The organism is Paenibacillus sp. Soil787 (assembly GCF_001429545.1).
GTDB lineage: Bacteria > Bacillota > Bacilli > Paenibacillales > NBRC-103111 > Paenibacillus_E.
Window position 1 is genome coordinate 86,522 of sequence record NZ_LMSP01000004.1, and the last position, 18,202, is coordinate 104,723.

The 18,202-nt window shown below is 44.7% G+C and carries 14 protein-coding genes; all 14 read right to left on the reverse strand.

Annotation, left to right across the window (positions count from 1 at the left end):
* Positions 1–87: 87 nt before the first annotated feature.
* Complete coding sequence (locus ASG93_RS07580; RefSeq protein ID WP_235550776.1) at positions 88–1,038, reverse strand: glycosyl hydrolase; 951 nt, start codon at positions 1,036–1,038, stop codon at positions 88–90.
* Positions 1,039–1,063: 25 nt separating this feature from the next.
* Entirely contained in the window at positions 1,064–2,626 is a 1,563-nt protein-coding gene (locus ASG93_RS07585; protein ID WP_082614771.1) for a glycoside hydrolase 43 family protein, read from the reverse strand.
* 32 nt (positions 2,627–2,658) lie between these two features.
* Positions 2,659–4,668: a TIM-barrel domain-containing protein gene (locus tag ASG93_RS07590; protein WP_056830480.1), complete on the reverse strand. Its 2,010-nt coding sequence runs from the start codon at positions 4,666–4,668 to the stop codon at positions 2,659–2,661.
* A gap of 61 nt (positions 4,669–4,729) precedes the next feature.
* Positions 4,730–4,981 (reverse strand): hypothetical protein, encoded by a 252-nt coding sequence (locus ASG93_RS07595; protein WP_056830482.1) that lies wholly within the window; start codon positions 4,979–4,981, stop codon positions 4,730–4,732.
* A 301-nt stretch (positions 4,982–5,282) separates the two neighbouring features.
* Positions 5,283–5,543: a LamG-like jellyroll fold domain-containing protein gene (locus ASG93_RS07600; protein WP_056830484.1), complete on the reverse strand. Its 261-nt coding sequence runs from the start codon at positions 5,541–5,543 to the stop codon at positions 5,283–5,285.
* A 51-nt stretch (positions 5,544–5,594) separates the two neighbouring features.
* Entirely contained in the window at positions 5,595–7,223 is a 1,629-nt protein-coding gene (locus tag ASG93_RS07605) for an extracellular solute-binding protein (RefSeq protein ID WP_056830486.1), read from the reverse strand.
* A 64-nt stretch (positions 7,224–7,287) separates the two neighbouring features.
* Entirely contained in the window at positions 7,288–8,157 is an 870-nt protein-coding gene (locus ASG93_RS07610; RefSeq protein WP_056830488.1) for a carbohydrate ABC transporter permease, read from the reverse strand.
* The gene (locus ASG93_RS07615) at positions 8,157–9,113 is read right to left on the reverse strand and encodes an ABC transporter permease (RefSeq protein ID WP_056830490.1); all 957 of its coding nucleotides are present in this window, start codon (positions 9,111–9,113) and stop codon (positions 8,157–8,159) included. Before ASG93_RS07615 ends, ASG93_RS07610 begins: the two co-directional genes overlap by 1 nt.
* 193 nt (positions 9,114–9,306) lie before the next feature.
* Entirely contained in the window at positions 9,307–10,743 is a 1,437-nt protein-coding gene (locus tag ASG93_RS07620) for a response regulator (RefSeq protein WP_056830491.1), read from the reverse strand.
* The gene (locus ASG93_RS07625; RefSeq protein ID WP_056830493.1) at positions 10,736–12,505 is read right to left on the reverse strand and encodes a sensor histidine kinase; all 1,770 of its coding nucleotides are present in this window, start codon (positions 12,503–12,505) and stop codon (positions 10,736–10,738) included. Before ASG93_RS07625 ends, ASG93_RS07620 begins: the two co-directional genes overlap by 8 nt.
* 234 nt (positions 12,506–12,739) lie before the next feature.
* Positions 12,740–14,707, reverse strand: a complete 1,968-nt coding sequence (locus ASG93_RS07630; RefSeq protein WP_056830495.1) for a glycoside hydrolase family 127 protein — start codon at positions 14,705–14,707, stop codon at positions 12,740–12,742.
* A gap of 81 nt (positions 14,708–14,788) precedes the next feature.
* Positions 14,789–15,622 carry a carbohydrate ABC transporter permease gene (locus tag ASG93_RS07635; protein ID WP_056830498.1) on the reverse strand — a complete coding sequence of 278 codons (834 nt, stop codon included), beginning with the start codon at positions 15,620–15,622 and terminating at the stop codon, positions 14,789–14,791.
* On the reverse strand, positions 15,619–16,599 hold the full coding sequence (locus tag ASG93_RS07640) for a carbohydrate ABC transporter permease (RefSeq protein WP_063891804.1): 981 nt from the start codon (positions 16,597–16,599) through the stop codon (positions 15,619–15,621). Before ASG93_RS07640 ends, ASG93_RS07635 begins: the two co-directional genes overlap by 4 nt.
* Positions 16,600–16,686: 87 nt before the next feature.
* Positions 16,687–18,126 (reverse strand): ABC transporter substrate-binding protein, encoded by a 1,440-nt coding sequence (locus ASG93_RS07645; protein ID WP_056830500.1) that lies wholly within the window; start codon positions 18,124–18,126, stop codon positions 16,687–16,689.
* Positions 18,127–18,202: the final 76 nt, after the last annotated feature.

Here is an 18,202-nt window from a genome sequence, read left to right on the forward strand (position 1 = left end):
CATTATATTTTAGTCATCCTATATCGTAATCTAGCATTGATATACTGTTTTTTGATATTTACATCCTATAATCAACCCTCTAAACGCCTAATTACCGTCGGATACCATATCTTCGTATTCGCAGGTCGGAGGCATAAGCTTCAGTTCAAACGGCCGGTCTCGATCGCATACTAGCTTACCATCAACAACTTCCAATTGGGCTACTTGTATGGAGGAACGCCGTGTACCGTAGGTGTAGGAAGGAGGCTCTTGGCCGGTTACTCTCTCCGGATGGGTGAAATAAAAGATATAGGCTTCGTCCCCTGAGCAGACTACATCCGCATGCAAGCCAATTGTGCCGTCATCTTCCCTCGAGCCTGGCTGATCGAGAATGAGGCCGTTCCGTTCCCATTTGATCAAATCATCCGATCGGTATACACCTTGCCCTCTCCACTCATCTACGATTAACCAATAATATTCTTTGAACCGAAAGACATTAGGCCCTTCATGTCCCCGTCCCTCGATGATCAGCCCTACACGTTCCCAATGGTATAGATCCTTGCTGTCGGCGGCGTAGGTGTTGTTATCTTCTTTGAACCACATTCTGAACAGGCCGTTAGGGAGATGGTAAATACAAGCATCTATAATATTTGTCTCGCTGATAACCAGCCTGGACTGAAACGTCCAATTGAGGAGATCCGGACTTGTATAATGGAGCATGTCCGCCCGACCTACCCAATCCTCAGGTACCCCTTGAATATAAGTGACATACATATGGTAAATGCCTTCATGCCAGTAAATCTCAGGCGCCCAGAACGTATTTCTTCCCCATTCGATGTCCAGCCCCGGGAGCGTTCCCCGGTAAACCCAATCGTTCCCGTCTTTGGATGAAGCAACGCCTAGATCAGTGCCGTGCACCCAGGCAAATTGGCGATCTTCCACCGTTGCCCTGCGGTTTGTGTAAATCATCCACCATTCCTTGGCTTCTCTATTCCAAATAACGACCGGATCCGCTGCTCCGTCATAAATAGGGTCTCGATACAATGGCGTTTTCATCATAGCCTCCCGTGTGTGTTCGTCATGTTTACATTGCTCCTGCGACCTCATAACAAAATTGGTCTATATCCATATAACCCTGTTCACTCTCGTAGTTATAGCTGTATAACCCGATCCGATCTCCCCTATAATTCCCCCACCCCAGTTGATAGGTGTCTCCAAAGCCCGTGAAATGGTCCCCATCGACGCTATATTCGAACCGGTTGATTCCGTCTATGTTCCACACGGACCTTAACCAAAGGGTGCCAACTGTTAGTTGCGGCCCCCACGCAATCGTACCCGAATTGTTAAACTTCAGAACCCTTGTCCCATTCTTTTGTTGAACGCCAATCTTGCAATAGGTTTGTGCAAAATGGCAAAGTCCCGCTTCTTGCCCGTCTGCCATGCCGCTGATATCTATTTTAACAGTTGCCGTATTGTGAACGGTTCTAAACGCTCTTTGTGAAATGACGTTGCAAACGGTAAAAAAATTGTCCTTTTCGACGGGTTTGCATGCGTGTAGGCGCAAATAGCCGGGCCGTTCCGCTAACGACCATTTGTCGGCTCTCGGCTGATGGTTCCATTCCCAATACGGCTCAAGCACCGGTCGGTCAAAATCATCATTTGTGGTAAGAACCGTCGTGGGATATCCGTTAATTGGCTTCCTGCCTCCCCATACCATCTCCCCGATTCCGTCGCCGTCCGTATCGTTTCCGATGATCGGCCATCCGTCAACCCACGTTACGGGCAGTAAGTGAAGCGTTCTCCCTTCGTAATATCCGCCCGTTCCTTGATGCGAAATGAAATACCACTCCCCGGAAACCGTCTGGACAAGTCCGCCTTGATTCGGCTCCCGGTCTACATCCGTACCGTGCGTGTGGATAAGCTCCTTTTCCTCATAGGGCCCATAAATATGTTCGGCCCTTAACATCATAACGACTCTGACTTCCATGCCTTCCTCACGGCGAACAACCTCGCTGTGGAAAAAATAGTAGGTTCCGTTTATTTTGTAGAGCTTATTGGCTTCGCTCCCTTTGTGCTGATGAATAATCGTATCGCTGTCATGCAACAGTTCTTTGCCGTCTTCACTTAATTTAAATAAATGGATATTATAGTTATCGGCAAAATGGGTGGCAACAAAGTAGCCTTGTCCGTCATCGTCCCAAAACGGACAGCAGTCGTCCCAGCCGTTAACCTCCCAAACTTGATGAAGCGGTTCCCAAGGTCCCGCCGGATCGGCAGCCGTGCTCATAAACAATCCTTCATCGGGCGTGAAAAAATACACCCAATATTTATCCTTGTGGAATCGTATGGCGCCAGCCCAGACTCCTCTGCCATAACGGTTCATTCGATCGTAATTGTATTCCGGGCCGATCCTTGTCAAATCATCCACAACATGCCCGATCATTCTCCAATTCACAAGATCTTTGGAATGCAGTACCGCCATCCCCGGTGAGCAATGCAATGTAGAGGAGATGCAGTAATAATCTTCTCCGACTTGAATCACATCCGGATCGCTGTAATCTCCCGGCAAGACAGGATTGACATAGGTGCCGTCCCCCTGATCTCCCCAAGCTCCCTTCTTCGATAACAGATTGTAGTTATCTTCCATAACAGAGTCATCCTTTCCATTCTAAAAGAATATTATATTTTTCCGATCAGATACTTTTGTTTTCCGTCCCGTAAAAATACCGGAATCGTGCTTAGTTGAGCTTCAACATGGATAGTTTGTCCGCCTTCGAAGATCCTTCCTGTACGTGCATCCGTCCAGCTTGCACCTTCAGGCAGATATACCTCTCTGGCTACGGCTCCTTCATAAAGGATGGGGGCGATCAACAGATCCGGACCATACAGGTATTCGTCTTTCATCTCCCAAACCTTATCGTCATTCTGGAATTCGTAGAAGAGCGGTCTCATAACCGGCGCACCTTGTTCATGAGCTTCTTTCATCAACTCACGGGTATAATCCCTTAAGGTCTCCCGCAATTCAAGATATTTTACCAATATAGCGTAAGCCTCATCCCCAAAACTCCATACTTCGTTGTTTCCGCCGGTATTTAATGCTTTGCTGCCGTCTTTTCTGAATACTTCCTTGCCACCCCTGCGATCGCCATGCAGTCTCATAACTGGGCAGAAAGCCCCCCATTGGAACCATCGGATCAGCAATTCACGGAATTTGGGATCGTCCGGGTTACCCCCTGCAAAGCCTCCGATATCCGTCGTCCACCAAGGGATCCCCGCCATGCCCATATGAAGGCCTGCAACGATTTGTCTTCTGAAATCTTCGAATGAAGAATGAATATCTCCCGACCACACTAACGCGCCATATCGTTGGCTGCCTGCCCAAGCGCAGCGAACCGTGTTTACGATTTTGTCCTGTCCTTCCGCCTGCATGCCGTCGAAAAAGGTTTTCGAGTAACGCTGCGGGTATATATTTCCGATTTGAACATTAGGTCCCATAGCGTAGCGATAATTATCAAAGTCATATACATCGTATTCCGGTTCTGCTTCATCCAGCCAGAAGATCTTGATGCCATAATCATAATAATTCTTCTTGCATTTTGACCATACATATTCCCTGGCCTTCGGATTTGTCGCATCAAAATAAATACTGGAAGGGAACCAATCCATCATGGCAACTTGGACTCCCCTTTCAGCTTTAATTAAATACCCCTTTTGGCGCATTTCATCAAAATTTTCGCTATAACGGTCAACCTGCGGCCAAACCGAAACCATCAATTCGATTCCCATGGATTTCAGCTCATCTACCATTGCTTTTGGATCAGGGAAAAATTCTTCCTCAAATCTAAAGTCTCCCTGTTTGGGCCAGTGGAAGAAGTCCACTACGATGACATCAATAGGCAGCTTTCTTTTCTTATATTCTCTTGCAACCTTGAGCAGCTGCTCCTGGTTATAATATCTTAATTTGCACTGCCAGAAGCCAAGCCCATATTCAGGCATCATGGGAACGGTACCAACCGCTCTTCCGTACGCGGCTTCTATTTCTGCCGGTGAATCGCCTGCCGTTATCCAATAATCCAGCTGTTTTGTACTTTCTGCAACCCATTCAGTTCGATTATTAGCGAAGTTCACTTTTCCAATCGCCGGATTATGCCATAAGAAGCCATACCCTTTGCTGGAATATAAAAATGGAACACTGGCTTGGGAATTACGGTGGGCCAATTCAAGCGTGGAGCCTTTCAAATCAAAAGTTTCTTGTTGGTATTGACCCATACCGTAGATTCTCTCACCATCATTCCCGGCGAAGGAAACCGTTAATTGATGATCCCCGCCGATAATCGGCTTGAATGCTCTTGACCGAAGCTTTAGAGCTCCGCCGCCGCCTATTTCCTGAAGCAATAATTCTCCTTTATCATTGTAAAATGAAATTCGTCCCGGGGTATCCCACCATGAGTGTCTGACAACTGCTGTTATCTTCCCGTTTTGAATGGAAGCCGTTTCAGCTTCATGATCGATCTCAATTGCAGCTTCCGCATCGCCATTAACAGGCAGTAAGGCATAGTCCGTATCCAGTATTTCACCCATCATCCGGGTGCGGATACGTAAACTGTTTTCACCCCAAGCTTCAATTTGTAAGGTTTCTCCGTTATACTCAAAAATCAGCTTCCCATTCCCAGCAGTAAAAAAATTCATGTTGATCCCTTTCCGTAAAAGCGTAATTTTTTAGATTTCAATATGACACTCCTCAGGCGATTCAGTCAATAATTACCTGATCGTACGTGCTCTCCATGTCTTCGTTTAGAGAGTACAGCAGATAATAACGTCCGTTCACAACCCCGCGATATGACTGTGGGTAAGCTTCATACTCTTCACGAGTAAGTAGAGGGTAAATTCTCACGCTCGTTTTCGCGCGTTCTTGTACCATTTTATTCTTGATTGCATCCCCAAGTTTGTCCATGATGGAAAGAACAGATGCCTTTTGTTCATCGTACAAACAGAATCTCACATCTTAGCCCCCTCACTCTTGATGTGCTGGAACTTCTCACGTAACCCTAATCACTCTCGGTTCCCAGTAGGTATAGTTGAACAATATATATCGAAAAATAATGGTAACCGAATACAGCGTCCTGACGTATAGGTATTAGCGTAATTTCCTTTTTCGTACATACGCACAATTTCCGACACATTAGTCATAAGTATCATTGATCGGATCAGAATAAAGCTCCACCGCCAAAACAATGACGGAAAGTCCGGAACATGGCGTTCATGTTCCGGACTTCCGCTGGTTCATTCACTGCAACTGCATTCTACTCGTTCATTACAGCCGTTACTTCCTGAGCGGTCAAAGCACTATTGTAGATGCGGAAATCGTCTACCCGACCGTCGAGATAGGGATCGGAGAATTGTGAGCGGCCGATATAATTCTTAGTGGTAATGCCGAGATCGGACGGTCTGATGTTAATGTTGCCGCTGCCGACCTGCTGGCCATAGACGTAAAGCGTTTCCCGTTGCGCGGCCGGCAACACGGTTTGCCCAGGAACAAGAGAAGCTTCACGAACATGATGCATATGGTTCGGAAGCTTCTCTCGTGTCACTGAACGTTCATGAAAAAGGAATCGTTACTTAATGCCTTGCTTGGCTACCTCATCGTTGACTTCTTTGATCGCTTCAGGAACACCCTTGGAGTCGTATCCCTTGACAATTTCTTTCCACTGGGCAATCGGGTCCCCTTTACCCAAAATCACTTTAATGATGTCATTCTGGATATCGGGGTCTAGAGCCCCAAACTTGTTTTTAGCTGGAGTCGATATCGCATTGAAATCAAAGTTGACAGGCATCAGCTTATTTTCTTGTTTATAGCGATTCCACGTTTCAATTTGCAGCTTCAGCAGTGCGGCTCCTTCAGGATCGGAGCTTACCACTTTTTTGCCCTTATACAGGAGGGGGTCCCATGCGGCAAGCCAAACCAGTTTTGACGTGATCGGGTATTTGTCGGCGAGCGTTTCACCGGCTTTCAACAGGGAAACGTATTGTCCATTTTCCACTTTATAATCGATATTCTCGATTCCATTAATCCCCAGGATCCTATACTCATCAGACAGCATGTAATCCAACACTTGGAGAGAACGTTTGAATTTATCATCGCTAATGGTACTTGCGAAAAACGTATTGGACCAGAAAGGCGCTCCCGCAGTCGAATAGCGCTTTCCGTCGGCCGCAGGCCAGATGTTCAAATAACCCATTGCTTTCGAAGGGCTGACGCCAGGATTCGCTTTTTTGAATGCGGATACTTGTTCATCACTCACGCCTTCCATGCCATAAAGCGCAAAGCTTTGGCCGGACAAAAACTTGTTGGTGCCGTCGGCGTCTTTCTGGATGGCAAAGTCCTTGTCAAGAATACCTTCCGAATAGAGCGTACGAAGCTGCTTGATACCCGGATAGGCTTTCTCGGATGTGAAAGCGGGAATCCACTTGCCGTTTTCCTGGGTCCAGTTATTGCTAAACACCATTTCGGGGAAGCTTCCCAAGAATTGCGTTAACAGATAGCCTTTCGAATTAATCGCCAAACCGGTGACACCGGGGTGTTTCTGTACGACTGCTTTGGTCATGGCCAAGAATTCGTCAAAGCTTGCCGGGTCCTTGGTAAATCCGGCTTCCTCCGCCCAATCCTTCCGATAACGGATGGGCCTGCCCAGCCTGCCATCGCCGATATCCTCACCGCCAAAACGCGGAACCGCATAATATTTCCCATCCACTTTTAACGGCCGCAAGGCCGGTTCCACAGCCGGACTGGAAAAGAGTTTTTTCAAATTCGGATACGGGCTCAGATCGTCGGGGAGCGGCTTGATGACGCCTTGCTTGGCCCAAGTTTGGTACAACCCCAAATCAACCTCGTTGGCGAACATGTCGGGAAGCTGCTTGGACGCGGCCCATACCTTTGCCTTCTCCTGCCAATCGTTCCAGGTAATCTGAACGGGTTTGATCGTGATGTTGAATTTCTTGGTCAAATCGTTGTAAAGTGTGTCATCCTTTGCTTTCGGAGCATCAAAGCCCGTCTGGATGTCCCATACTGCAACACTAAGCTCCAATGGCTTGCTCAATGCTGATTCATCTGACTTCTGTGACGCTCCCGCCGTTGCGCTCGGGGATGTGTTTGGCTTGTTCTCCTCTTTACCGCAGGCGGACAGCGCCGTCCCTGCGAGCATAAGCAAAGCCGAGCATACCAGTGCTTTTTGTTTGACCTTCATTTCGTAAACCCTCCTTGTATATTTGAAGCTAGGATATATATAATAACGGCCGAAGCCACTATTATCATTCTTTTACGGAACCGAGCGTGATTCCCGCATTGAAGTGTTTCTGCACGAATGGATACATCATCAAGATCGGTATGGCGGATATGATGATCAACGCGGACTTTACCGAATCCACATAAACGGTTTGAGCTGCTGAGGCATACTGTCTGCCCAACCCATTGAGCGACTGACTCAGATCTGTGATCGTGTCTCTTAACACAAGCTGTAGCGGGTGTAATTTGATATCGTTGATAAACAAATAGGGAAGCCACCATTCATTCCAACGATCAACCGCATAAAACAATGACATGGTCGCCATGATCGGCAATGAAACAGGTATGACTATGCGAATGAGGATACTCAGATCATTAGCCCCGTCGATTTTTGCCGACTCCTCAAGCGCAGGATTGACTTTTCCGAAGAAATTAATCATCAGGATTAAGTTGAATGCGTTTACAGCCGCCGGCAATATCATAACAAGAATATTATTCTGCAAGTGAAGATTCTGAATCGTCAAATAAAAAGGAATGAGACCGCCTGAAAAAAATAATGTAAAGATGATGCAAGTCATGATCAAGTTTCGCCCCGGCATCGACTTCTTGGATAACGCGTAAGCGCCTGTTGACGTCATCACCAGATTTACCAAGGTGCCAAACACAGTCACGAAGACCGATACAAGCAAGCCATCGACTACTTTCCCTTGCGAAAAAATGTATTGATATGAAGAGAAATCAATGGAACTCGGAAATAACATGACGCGTCCCGCATTCCTGTCTGCTATGGAAGACAAGGACTGAACGAGCGTTTGATAAAATGGGAATACAGCCGCAATCGCGCACAGCCCCAGGAAGAGCGTGATCAGCGCATTGGAAACCGATAAACGCTTCATTAGAGACCCTCCTCCTTCAGAACATGCTTCACAAAATAGTTGGCTCCAAACAGTAGCAAGCAATTGATGACGGATTTCAGCAAACCGACCGTTGTGGAGTAGCCGAACCCCGTTGAGTCTACAAAAGCGCTGCGATACACGTAGGTATCGAGAATATCTGAGCGTTCATAAACGGCCGGGTTATACAAATTGAAGATCTGGTCGAACCCGCCATTCATAATACCGCCGACTGCCAAAATAAGCAGAATAGCTGCCGTGGTACGAATCACCGGCCATGTAATGGCCTTCATTTGCTGATAACGGGTTGCGCCGTCTATGGCCGCCGCCTCATAAAGCTCGGGATTGATACCCGCGATAGCTGCCAGATAAATAATGGAGGACCAGCCTGCTTCTTTCCATATGTTCGACGTGAACAGCAGCGCCAGAAAACTTCCGTCGTGGATCAGGATCGTGTTTTTTTCCCATCCGAATAGCTGCAGGATCTGATTGAGCACGCCCTGATCGTTCAGGATACTCGTTATGATTCCGCTTAACACGACCCAGCTGATGAAATGCGGAAATGTAAATACGGTTTGATAGATCCGCTTTAATTTTCTGTGTCGCATTTCATTCAGCAAGATCGCCAGCAGGATCGGGATCGGAAATTCGATAAGCAAACGCCCGAAGCTAATCAACAAGGTGTTGTTGAACGCATGCAGGAATTTCTGATCGCCCAGCACATCCCGAAAGTTTTGAAAGTTATTCCAGGGACTGTTCATGATGCCCAGAGAATAATTGAAGTCCTTAAAAGCCAAGATCACGCCGTACATAGGCACATACGCGAAGATTAGAAAGAACAGCACGGTTGGAAATACCATCAAGTAGAAATACTTATGACGGACGATTTCCTGCCATTTGCGGTTGGTTTTTCCCTTTATACGCCCCTTGTATTGCGCGTGAATTACTGTATTTTGCATACCCCTCTCGCCTCCTATCTCGTCTATAAATCTATTGTAAAGGAAACGCTTCCATAGGGGTATGTCGTTAAATTAGTGTTATTCTTGTATTTTTCGTGTAATTTTATGTCGAATTCGAGGAGAAATTGTCTTGCATCTAATTCAAGTACAAGTTATCGATAAGGAATACAAAAAAAAAAACGGCCTCCATTAATTAGGAGCCGGAAATATAGCCGTTCTGACTTTGGTCGTAACGATAGGCTCTTGGCGGACTGCCCATCATTTTTTTGAACATTTTACTGAAATAAAAATAATCTTGGTATCCTACCTGGTCCGCTATATCGTTGATTGGAATGGAGGTAGTTCTGAGCAACTCCGAAGCGCGGTTCATTCTAAGACCGGTTAAGTGCTCGGTAAAGGTTTTATCCAGTTCTTTTCTGAATAATTGCGAGATGTAATTCGAGTTTAAGTTGAATTGTTTACTTAAGCCCTGAATTGTAATGTCCTCGCCGAAGTGCTCGTTGATGTATTCCAGTATGGCAGAGAATGTATGAATGCGTCCAGACTGCATGGAAACATGCTGTTGATCGGTCTGCTCCCCCCGGAACAATTCCTTTAAATAATCGATCATAGCCCGGACATCTTCAAACTGATCTGCCAATTGTTCAAAAGAATAGAGGTATAAATCGTCCGATTCCATACCTTTTCGACTTAACTGCGTAATGCAATCGTTATACAACAACAGGGCATGCCGGATATTCAGAAGGCCGCTCTGAAACATGGATAACAAGGAATCCATATGAGCAAAGAACGTCTGGTTATTTCCGTCGGTCGGCACTGCAAATGCCGACTTCATGTCATTGGTTTTCCATGACTCTTCCCATGTGAAGATTTCGGCTAAAGTGAAATATTGATAGGCCTGAAGCTCTGCATCTTGGATAGCCTGTGTAAATCCTGCTGAATCGATATCCCGTTTGCTGAATCCAATTCCTTTCAAGAAATGACGACTTTCAGAAGCAAAAAGGGTCATTAATTGGGCCGCATCTTTGTCAGCCATCACATATATAAACTTGCGATAACCGATACGCAAGGTAAAGCAAGGTGTTTTTCCATTGATCTGAAATCTGTCTCTTCTTACTGTAAGCATGATACGCAAATCTTCTTTTCCGGAACTTGTAATGTCGGCCAAAGCTAACTCACGCCGCAATCTGCTGTTTGCTTCCGGCGTACCACTCTCGATCAAATCAAGAATTTCCCCTTCAGGCAACAGACGACGGGAGTCTAATTCTCGCTTGATCTTGATAAGATACCCCATGATTTCCATCTCGTCGAAAGGTTTCAGGCAATAACCGGATATGTTATTCTGGATCGCTTTCTGCACGAGAGCAAACTCTGCCAGACCGCTCACTATGATAAATTTGGAGGATATACCGGCGTCGTCCAATCGTTTTTTCAGTTCTAGCCCGTTCATTCCGGGCATCCGGATATCAGAAAAAATCACATCCGGTTGAATTTGTTTGGCAGCTTCCACTGCCTCCTCCCCGCTTTGCGCATACCCAACAACTTCATAGCCGCAGCCCTTCCAATCCACCGTCGCTATCAAGCTTTCTATAACCAGTTCCTCGTCATCCACAATAAAGACTTTATACATGACCTTCACCTCTGACCGGTATTGTAAGCGAGACCGTTGTTCCGCCTTCAAGCTCGCTAGTCATCCTGATGCCGTATGGTTCTCCGAAGATCATGCGGATTCTGTTATGCACATTTGCCAGTCCGATGCCGGATACGGAATCGCCATCAAGGCCATCCGTTGCCGATCGGCATTCAATTGTATGATTAATATCCTCTAACTTTTCCAAACTTATTCCTGTACCGTTATCATGAACGGAGAGATACAGGTTCTCCCCGTCCCTATAGCCTTTTATCACCAACACACCAGTTTGCCTGAGCGGCTCAATGCCATGTTTGATGGCGTTTTCCACAATGGGCTGCAAGATCATTCTAGGGACAAGACATGCGAGGCATTCCGTATGAATGTCGTATTCCACTTGCAACCGTTCGCCAAATCGGATTTGATGAATGAAGATATAGTTCTTAATGATGGTCAATTCTCCTTCCAAGGAAATCATATCAGGTCCCTTGATACTGTAACGGAAAAACATAGCCAACGCTTTGGTCAGCTCGAATATTTGCGAAGAACCCTCTCTCGCGGCAAGCCCTTTGATCGATTCCAGCGTATTGTATAAAAAATGCGGATTGATTTGGCTTTGCAAAAAGCTGAGTTCCGCTCTCCGTTTAATCAACTCCGACTCGTAGAGGACGTGCTTGCTTTCCAGCAAATGATCCGTCAATTTCTCAATTTCCGCCAACATTTCATTGAAACGTGAAGCCATAATAATCATTTCCGCATAACCGTCTACTGCGATTCGTTTGCTGAGATGGTTTTTTTCCCCCAGACTCACTTCTCCCATCAGCCTCATAAACTTTTTCAAAGGCTGCAGAATGTTGTTGCTAACAAACAGAAGAGGTATGATCATCAAAACGAGTGCAATTGCGACCATGATAAGCTGCTGTTGACGGATCACATTAAGACCTTGCAGGAGCACACGATTCGGCATGGCAATAACAATTTCACCGTTCATATCCGGAATAGCTTCCCTCTGAATCATATATTGACTGTTAGGATTCAACAATCTATCTTGTGAAATCGGCTCCCCAAGGTTACTTGATTCATCATTCGTATAGAAGAGCCTTCCGTTACGATCAGCCATGTAGATTAAGGCACCCTCTGGTAAATTGACAGGGTTGCCGTCGCCAAAGAGCAGTCGATTATCGATTATCAAAAGCAGAGTTCCAAGTTCACTATTGGCGGCCTCAAAATTAGTTGTTGAATAGATAGGTAATCCCGCCACCAAAACCGGCGTTGTCGTATAAGGTAAATCGATCATTTTAAGCCCCAAAAAATAGGACAAGTTATTTCTCGGAATTTCCCTGGAAATGGCTTCGATTTGAACCGAATTGGCCAGGAAGTTGAATACGGAGCCGTTATTTTCGACTAGTGCAATATCCAAAATGGCCTTTTTCATTTTCCTCATATCTGACAAATAAGCTTTTAACGGGTTAAACATTTCAACCTTTTGGGCTGGATTTGTTTCAGACAAAAAATTTTGTACGGTTTGTCCGTTGTAGGCAATCGTTTCCATAATTCTTTTAACATCATTACTATTCGAGGAAATGGACTGGTTTAATTGTGAAATAACACCTTTGATGTAATCGCTGTTATTCTTCGTTACGACATTGACGGCACGGTAATAATTCACAGCCATGATCGAAATCATAACCATAACAATTAATAAACCCAGGAAAGATAACTGCATCGTGATGGGAAGTTTCTTAAAATAGGGCAGTTTCATATGACTTTTCCTTCTTTGATAGTTAATTTGATGCGACTTGAATCAGAAACGCTCTAAGGTGAAGTCTACCAGAGCAATATCAAAAATCAAGCGGGAATTTTCGCCTCTGTCAGATTTCCTACCACATAAATAAACCTCCATCACCATTTTCACGTGGTTCAGGAGGTTTGATTTAAATAGTAGATCTACAAATTTTAAGGGATATGAACAGTTTCAGTTTTTTTAATATTTTCTTCAACTTTGCGCCGATGAATGAAGTCGAACCCAAACGGTCATTTCGCCAGGCGTTCGGTTTCCCCACATACTATAAGGGATCGCTTTGAAGCTTATCGTCTCCGTTGCGTTTGCCAGCGGTTGATACAATACATCTTCCCATAAAGCTTTATTGGATCGCTGTGCCTGTCCCTTAATAACGATGATGCCGCCAAACAAATCATCTTCCAATTCAGCAGTCAGTTGAGCTTCTCTAGCGATGGAGATATCTGCGAGATTGCTGCCATTATCCATTTCTTCCAGACAATAAATGATAGGTCCGCGTTGAATCGCCGCTTTACCCGAATTTTCGCGAACATCGGGGTGAGACTGAATAAGCTCGGCAATCATTGGAAGCTCCAGTTCGATGCGATCCCCTTTGCTCCAAGCACGTTTAAGAACGGCATAACCATTCACCTTCACGGATTGCACATCTAAGAATTGACCATTTATGGCTATCTTCGGATTTCTGCACCAAGCGGGAATTCTTAAAGATATGGCAAACTCTGCAGTGTGCTCAGATGCTATATTCATAGTAATATGACCATCCAGCGGATATTGCGTAATTGTTTCCAGCTTAATCACATTTCCGGCGATCGTAAACTCCGTTTCATTCGCCATATATAAATGAACACAAATCCCCTGCTCATGCTGTGTATAGAGGTAGCTTCCAATAGAGGTTATGAGTCTTGCAATATTAGGAGGGCAGCAAGCGCAGCCAAACCAGCTGACTCTTTCCGGCTTAACATGCTGCAGATCATAACGATGTTCGACGGCTTCGGGATAAACCTCAAGCGGATTAACGTAAAAATATTTGGTGCCGTCTAATGAAATCCCACTCAAGGCTCCATTGTATATGGCTCGCTCCATAACATCCGCATAGCTGCTGTTTGTTTCAATTTGCAGCATCCTCTGCGCCCACATGATAAGTCCAATAGCTGCGCATGTTTCAGTATAAGCCGTATCGTTCGGTAAATCATAATCGATCGTAAACCGTTCCGCATGTCCTTGTGAGCCTAATCCGCCTGTGATATACATTCTGCGGGTGGTCACGTTCTTCCATAAAACCCGCAATGCATCCGCTAAGGATGTATCCTTTGCTGCCAGCGCCAAATCTGCCATTGCAGAATATTGATACATTGCACGAACGGAGTGGCCTACCGCTTTCTCCTGCTCCCTTATAGGGGTATGCGCTTGATGATACTCAAGATCAAACCATTTTGTTTTTTCAGGTCCGCCAAATGTTTCTTCCTCCTGCAAAAAGCTTGGCTGCTTGCCGCGTTCATCCACAAAATATTGACTGAGCCGGAGATAGCGGTTTTCTCCTGTCGCATGATAAAGCTTGACGAGTGCAAGCTCAATTTCTTGATGTCCGCAATACTTATGCGGCAAGTCATTGGACTCAGGTCCCATAACATGATCAATATAATCCACATAACGAGACATAATTTCGAGCAGTCTGCGCTTGCCTGTAGCCTGATAGTAGGCTACTGCCGCCTCAATTAAATGACCAGCACAATAAAGCTCATGCCCGAAGGCGAAATCCTTCCAGCGCTCAGACGGTTTGGCAACCGTAAAGTAAGTATTTAAATAGCCGTCCGCTTGCTGCGCTCTGCCAATCAGATCAATGACCGAATCCAGAAGCTTTTCCAAATCCGCATTCGGATAAGTAACTAAACTAAAGCTTGCTGCCTCGATCCACTTCGCAACATCACTATCCTGAAACACCATGCCGTGAAACATACCGTTGGATTCCCCAGCGGCAATCCGAAAATTTTCGATGGCGTGGCTCGGCTCTGCGCCTGGTATTTGATCATTCAAAGCATCCCATTGGTAAGGAATGACCTTTTCCGAAATTAACTTGATACGATCCGCCCAAACTTTGTCGTGTATAGTTACTTTCCCCAATTTTATCAACGTATTGCTTTCCAAATCACTCACTTGTGTCATCCCCTCCAGATTATATTAAATCGTGAAATTAGATACGGTTTACCACTCGAAGAAGGTTTATGCCCATATTGAACCTCCGCATCATCCTTTAACGCCCGTCATTGCAATACCTTCAATAAAGTATCTTTGCGCAAAGAGATAGATAACTAACGACGGAATCACAACAATCGTCACAGCAGCCATAAGTAAGTTCCATTGCGCTGAGTAAGATCCCTGAAACAGCTGCAAGCCTAACATCAACGTATAATTCTTCTCGGACGAAAGATAAATAGTCGGCGCCAAATAATCATTCCAGTTTGCTAAGAACGTAAATAATCCTACGACAATCATCGATTGGCTGCTTAGGGGAACTATAATGCTTGAATATACTTTCAGATGACCCGCGCCATCCATAAATGCTGCTTCATCCAGCTCCTTCGGAATCGTCATAAAAAATTGCCGCAACAGAAAAATATTGAAAAGTCCACCGCCGAAAAAAGCGGGAATAATCAAAGGAGCAAAAGTGTCTGTAAGTCCAAGGTAGCTCCAACCGATAAACTGAGGAATCATAACAACTGCGAAAGGCAGCATCAAGGCTGTCATCAAAAAACCAAATATCTTGTCTCTTCCAGGCCAGCTAATCCTTGTGAAACCGTAAGCGCATAAAGAACTCGTTAAAAGCACGCCAATGATGTTGCCGATAGTAATGATCGTACTATTGAAAAAAAATCTGCCAAACGGCTGTGAGGATAGCGCATCCGTAAAGTTTGCGAACGCAAACGCTTTAGGTATAAAAGTCGGGACGACTTCAAACACTTCTCCATTGCCAACTAAAGCTGTTCTCAGCATCCAGTAAAAAGGGAACAGACAAATGATAGAACCAACAATTAACAGAAAATAGATCATTATTTTGCCGATTACAGGTTCTCGCTTCATTTGTTATTCCCCCCTCCTTCTTGATGTACGAACGATCCGGAAAGCTTGAAAAAAACAGCTGTAAAAAATAAGGTAACCGCTAATAATACAAGTACAGAGGCACTTGCCGCACCCATTTTTTGAAATTTAAAAGCGTTCTGAAACATATATAAAACATAGAATAAACTTGAACTGCCTGGACCTCCATATGAAGAACCTGCAGAGCCGGCGCCTCCGGATGTCATAATTGCCGGTTGGACAAAGGTTTGAATCGCATTAATAAAACCAATCACGGTATTAAAAAAGATGATCGGAGAACTCATGGGAATCGTAATATAAACTAATCGGTGCCAGTTATTTCCACCATCTACTTCCAGCGCTTCATACAAATGCGAAGGAATACTTTGAAGTCCTGCGAGAAATATGACAATCGAACTGCCGCAAAGCCAAAGGCTAAAGAGAATCAAAGTTGGCACTACAGTAGTCGGAGATGCCAGCCAGCTTGATGGCGATATGCCAATCAAACCAAGCAAGTAATTGACAACGCCAAAATCGGGTTGAAGCATCCACAGCCAAATCATCGAACTCGATGCTAGCGGAATAACGACAGGCAAGTAGAAAATGGCTCTAAAAAACCCGCGAAATTTTATTTTTTGATTCAATAAGACAGCAATTAAAAAAGAAACGATGATACTTAGCGGAACACTAAAAGACACATAGTAAGCGGTCGCTTTGATCGCTGGATAAAAGAAATTATCTCTTCCATTGAACATATCTATAAAATTATGCAGCCCAACAAACTTGGTATGCACAGCACCGATAGAAAAATCGGTAAAGCTTAAGATAATCGTTATAAGCAGCGGCACTAGAACAAAAATGGAATAGCCCAGAAGCACGGGTGAAGTAAAAAGCAAGCCAAGATATAAATTTTTTAAATTCTTATTCTTGCGTTTTTTTATGATAGTGGATTGTGTATGTGAGACAGCAAGATGTTCCATATCTTAACTCCTTTCGCTGATTATTTTAATGAAAGCCAGGAAATAATCCCTGGCTTTCGTTAAATGTTTTTTTATGAAGAATGTTTGTTATGGCGTTGCGTCGTATCTTCCTTGGAAATCAGGTTGTACTTTAGCCGCAATATCATTTAGAGCGTCTTTAGCCGTTTTACTGCCTAACCAAACCGCATCCAGACCTGAAATTACGGTTGAAGTTACTTTCGCTTGGTTTTTCAGATAGTAGGTTGAACCCGGAACACCATTTTTCAACAATTGATTCATCATCGCATCTTTGAATCCAGGCGGATGAGCAGCAGGGTTCGCATCAACCCACTTAACAATCAATGCTGGGTCTGTATACCATGCTTTCATGGTAGGCATCCATAAGCCGCCGGAATACAAATCAATTGCGCCTGCTGGATCTGACATCCATTTAAACAACATCCAAGCTTCTTCAGGATGCTTCGAATTTTTAAACAATACGGTTGCACCACTTAAAGCAACCGTCACACTTTTTTTCAATTTCGGCAGTACGCCAATATCGTATTTTACTTTGGCATTGCCCAGATCAAGATTCATCCATTGACCACCGATGGCCATAGCGGCAATTCCTGATTGCAAAGCTACGTTCATAGCCGGCAATGATTTAGCAGCTAATGGTGATGGAGCAACATGATAAACATTAATCAGATCAGCCAATTTTTGAATAGCTTCCGTGCTTTCCGGAGAATTCAAAGTAAAGTTTTTGCCATCCTTAGATGCCCAATCTCCACCATTGCTGTAAATGAAATTGTTTAACGGTTCGTTCCAAGTTTCGAAAGTGACGCCATATTGCTTAATGCTTTTCGGATCAAATCCAGCCTCAGATGCATTCTTGCCATTTTTATCAATGGTTAATTTTTTGGCTGTTTCGACAAATTGATCCCAATTCAATGCTGTATCTGCTGTTGTTGGCAGCGCCGCAACGCCAGCCTTTTCCAACAAATCCTTTCGATAGAATAATCCGAAGGTTTCTCCTGCTGTACTAATCCCCCAAGCATTATCAGGGCTTTGCTTGTACCATACATAATCCAAATAGTTCTCTTTCTTTACTTCCGGATCTTTAGCTAACATATCGAAGAGGTTGACAAACTTGCCTTCCTTCGCCCAAGTATCGCCGAGATCGCCAGTCATGTATCCTGTATCGGGAATATCATTCCCTGCTGCCATAGCAGTTAACTTCGTATTATAGTCGGCATTCGGTATTTGAACATCCTCTACCGTAATCCATGGATACTTTTCAGTAAATTTCTTAGTAGCTCCTTCAATGGCTTTCTTCTCATCAGGACTGCCCCAATAAGTAAACTTCAGCTTTATGGGATCATGTTTGGCATCCGCTTTAGCTGGCGCTTGCGTAGTCCCGGCAGGAGTTGTTGTCGTCGCATCCGTTTTCTTTTCCTCTGTTTTGGCGCTGCTGCATGCTGACAGTACCAAGCTAAATACGAGTAAAGAGCTTAATGCCGTTGAAAATGTCTTTGCAGTCTTTTTCATATTGAACCTCCCTATTCTAACTTGAAAGCGTTATCTCGCTCTCTACAATTTAAAGTATAGAACAAACATTGCTGCG

Coding starts and splice junctions, on each gene's coding strand:
- ASG93_RS07580 (WP_235550776.1), bottom strand. CDS start 1,038: ATGATGAAAACGCCATTGTATCGAGACCCTATTTATGACGGAGCAGCG.
- ASG93_RS07585 (WP_082614771.1), bottom strand. CDS start 2,626: ATGGAAGATAACTACAATCTGTTATCGAAGAAGGGAGCTTGGGGAGAT.
- ASG93_RS07590 (WP_056830480.1), bottom strand. CDS start 4,668: ATGAATTTTTTTACTGCTGGGAATGGGAAGCTGATTTTTGAGTATAAC.
- ASG93_RS07600 (WP_056830484.1), bottom strand. CDS start 5,543: ATGCATCATGTTCGTGAAGCTTCTCTTGTTCCTGGGCAAACCGTGTTG.
- ASG93_RS07605 (WP_056830486.1), bottom strand. CDS start 7,223: ATGAAGGTCAAACAAAAAGCACTGGTATGCTCGGCTTTGCTTATGCTC.
- ASG93_RS07610 (WP_056830488.1), bottom strand. CDS start 8,157: ATGAAGCGTTTATCGGTTTCCAATGCGCTGATCACGCTCTTCCTGGGG.
- ASG93_RS07615 (WP_056830490.1), bottom strand. CDS start 9,113: ATGCAAAATACAGTAATTCACGCGCAATACAAGGGGCGTATAAAGGGA.
- ASG93_RS07620 (WP_056830491.1), bottom strand. CDS start 10,743: ATGTATAAAGTCTTTATTGTGGATGACGAGGAACTGGTTATAGAAAGC.
- ASG93_RS07625 (WP_056830493.1), bottom strand. CDS start 12,505: ATGAAACTGCCCTATTTTAAGAAACTTCCCATCACGATGCAGTTATCT.
- ASG93_RS07630 (WP_056830495.1), bottom strand. CDS start 14,707: ATGACACAAGTGAGTGATTTGGAAAGCAATACGTTGATAAAATTGGGG.
- ASG93_RS07635 (WP_056830498.1), bottom strand. CDS start 15,622: ATGAAGCGAGAACCTGTAATCGGCAAAATAATGATCTATTTTCTGTTA.
- ASG93_RS07640 (WP_063891804.1), bottom strand. CDS start 16,599: ATGGAACATCTTGCTGTCTCACATACACAATCCACTATCATAAAAAAA.
- ASG93_RS07645 (WP_056830500.1), bottom strand. CDS start 18,126: ATGAAAAAGACTGCAAAGACATTTTCAACGGCATTAAGCTCTTTACTC.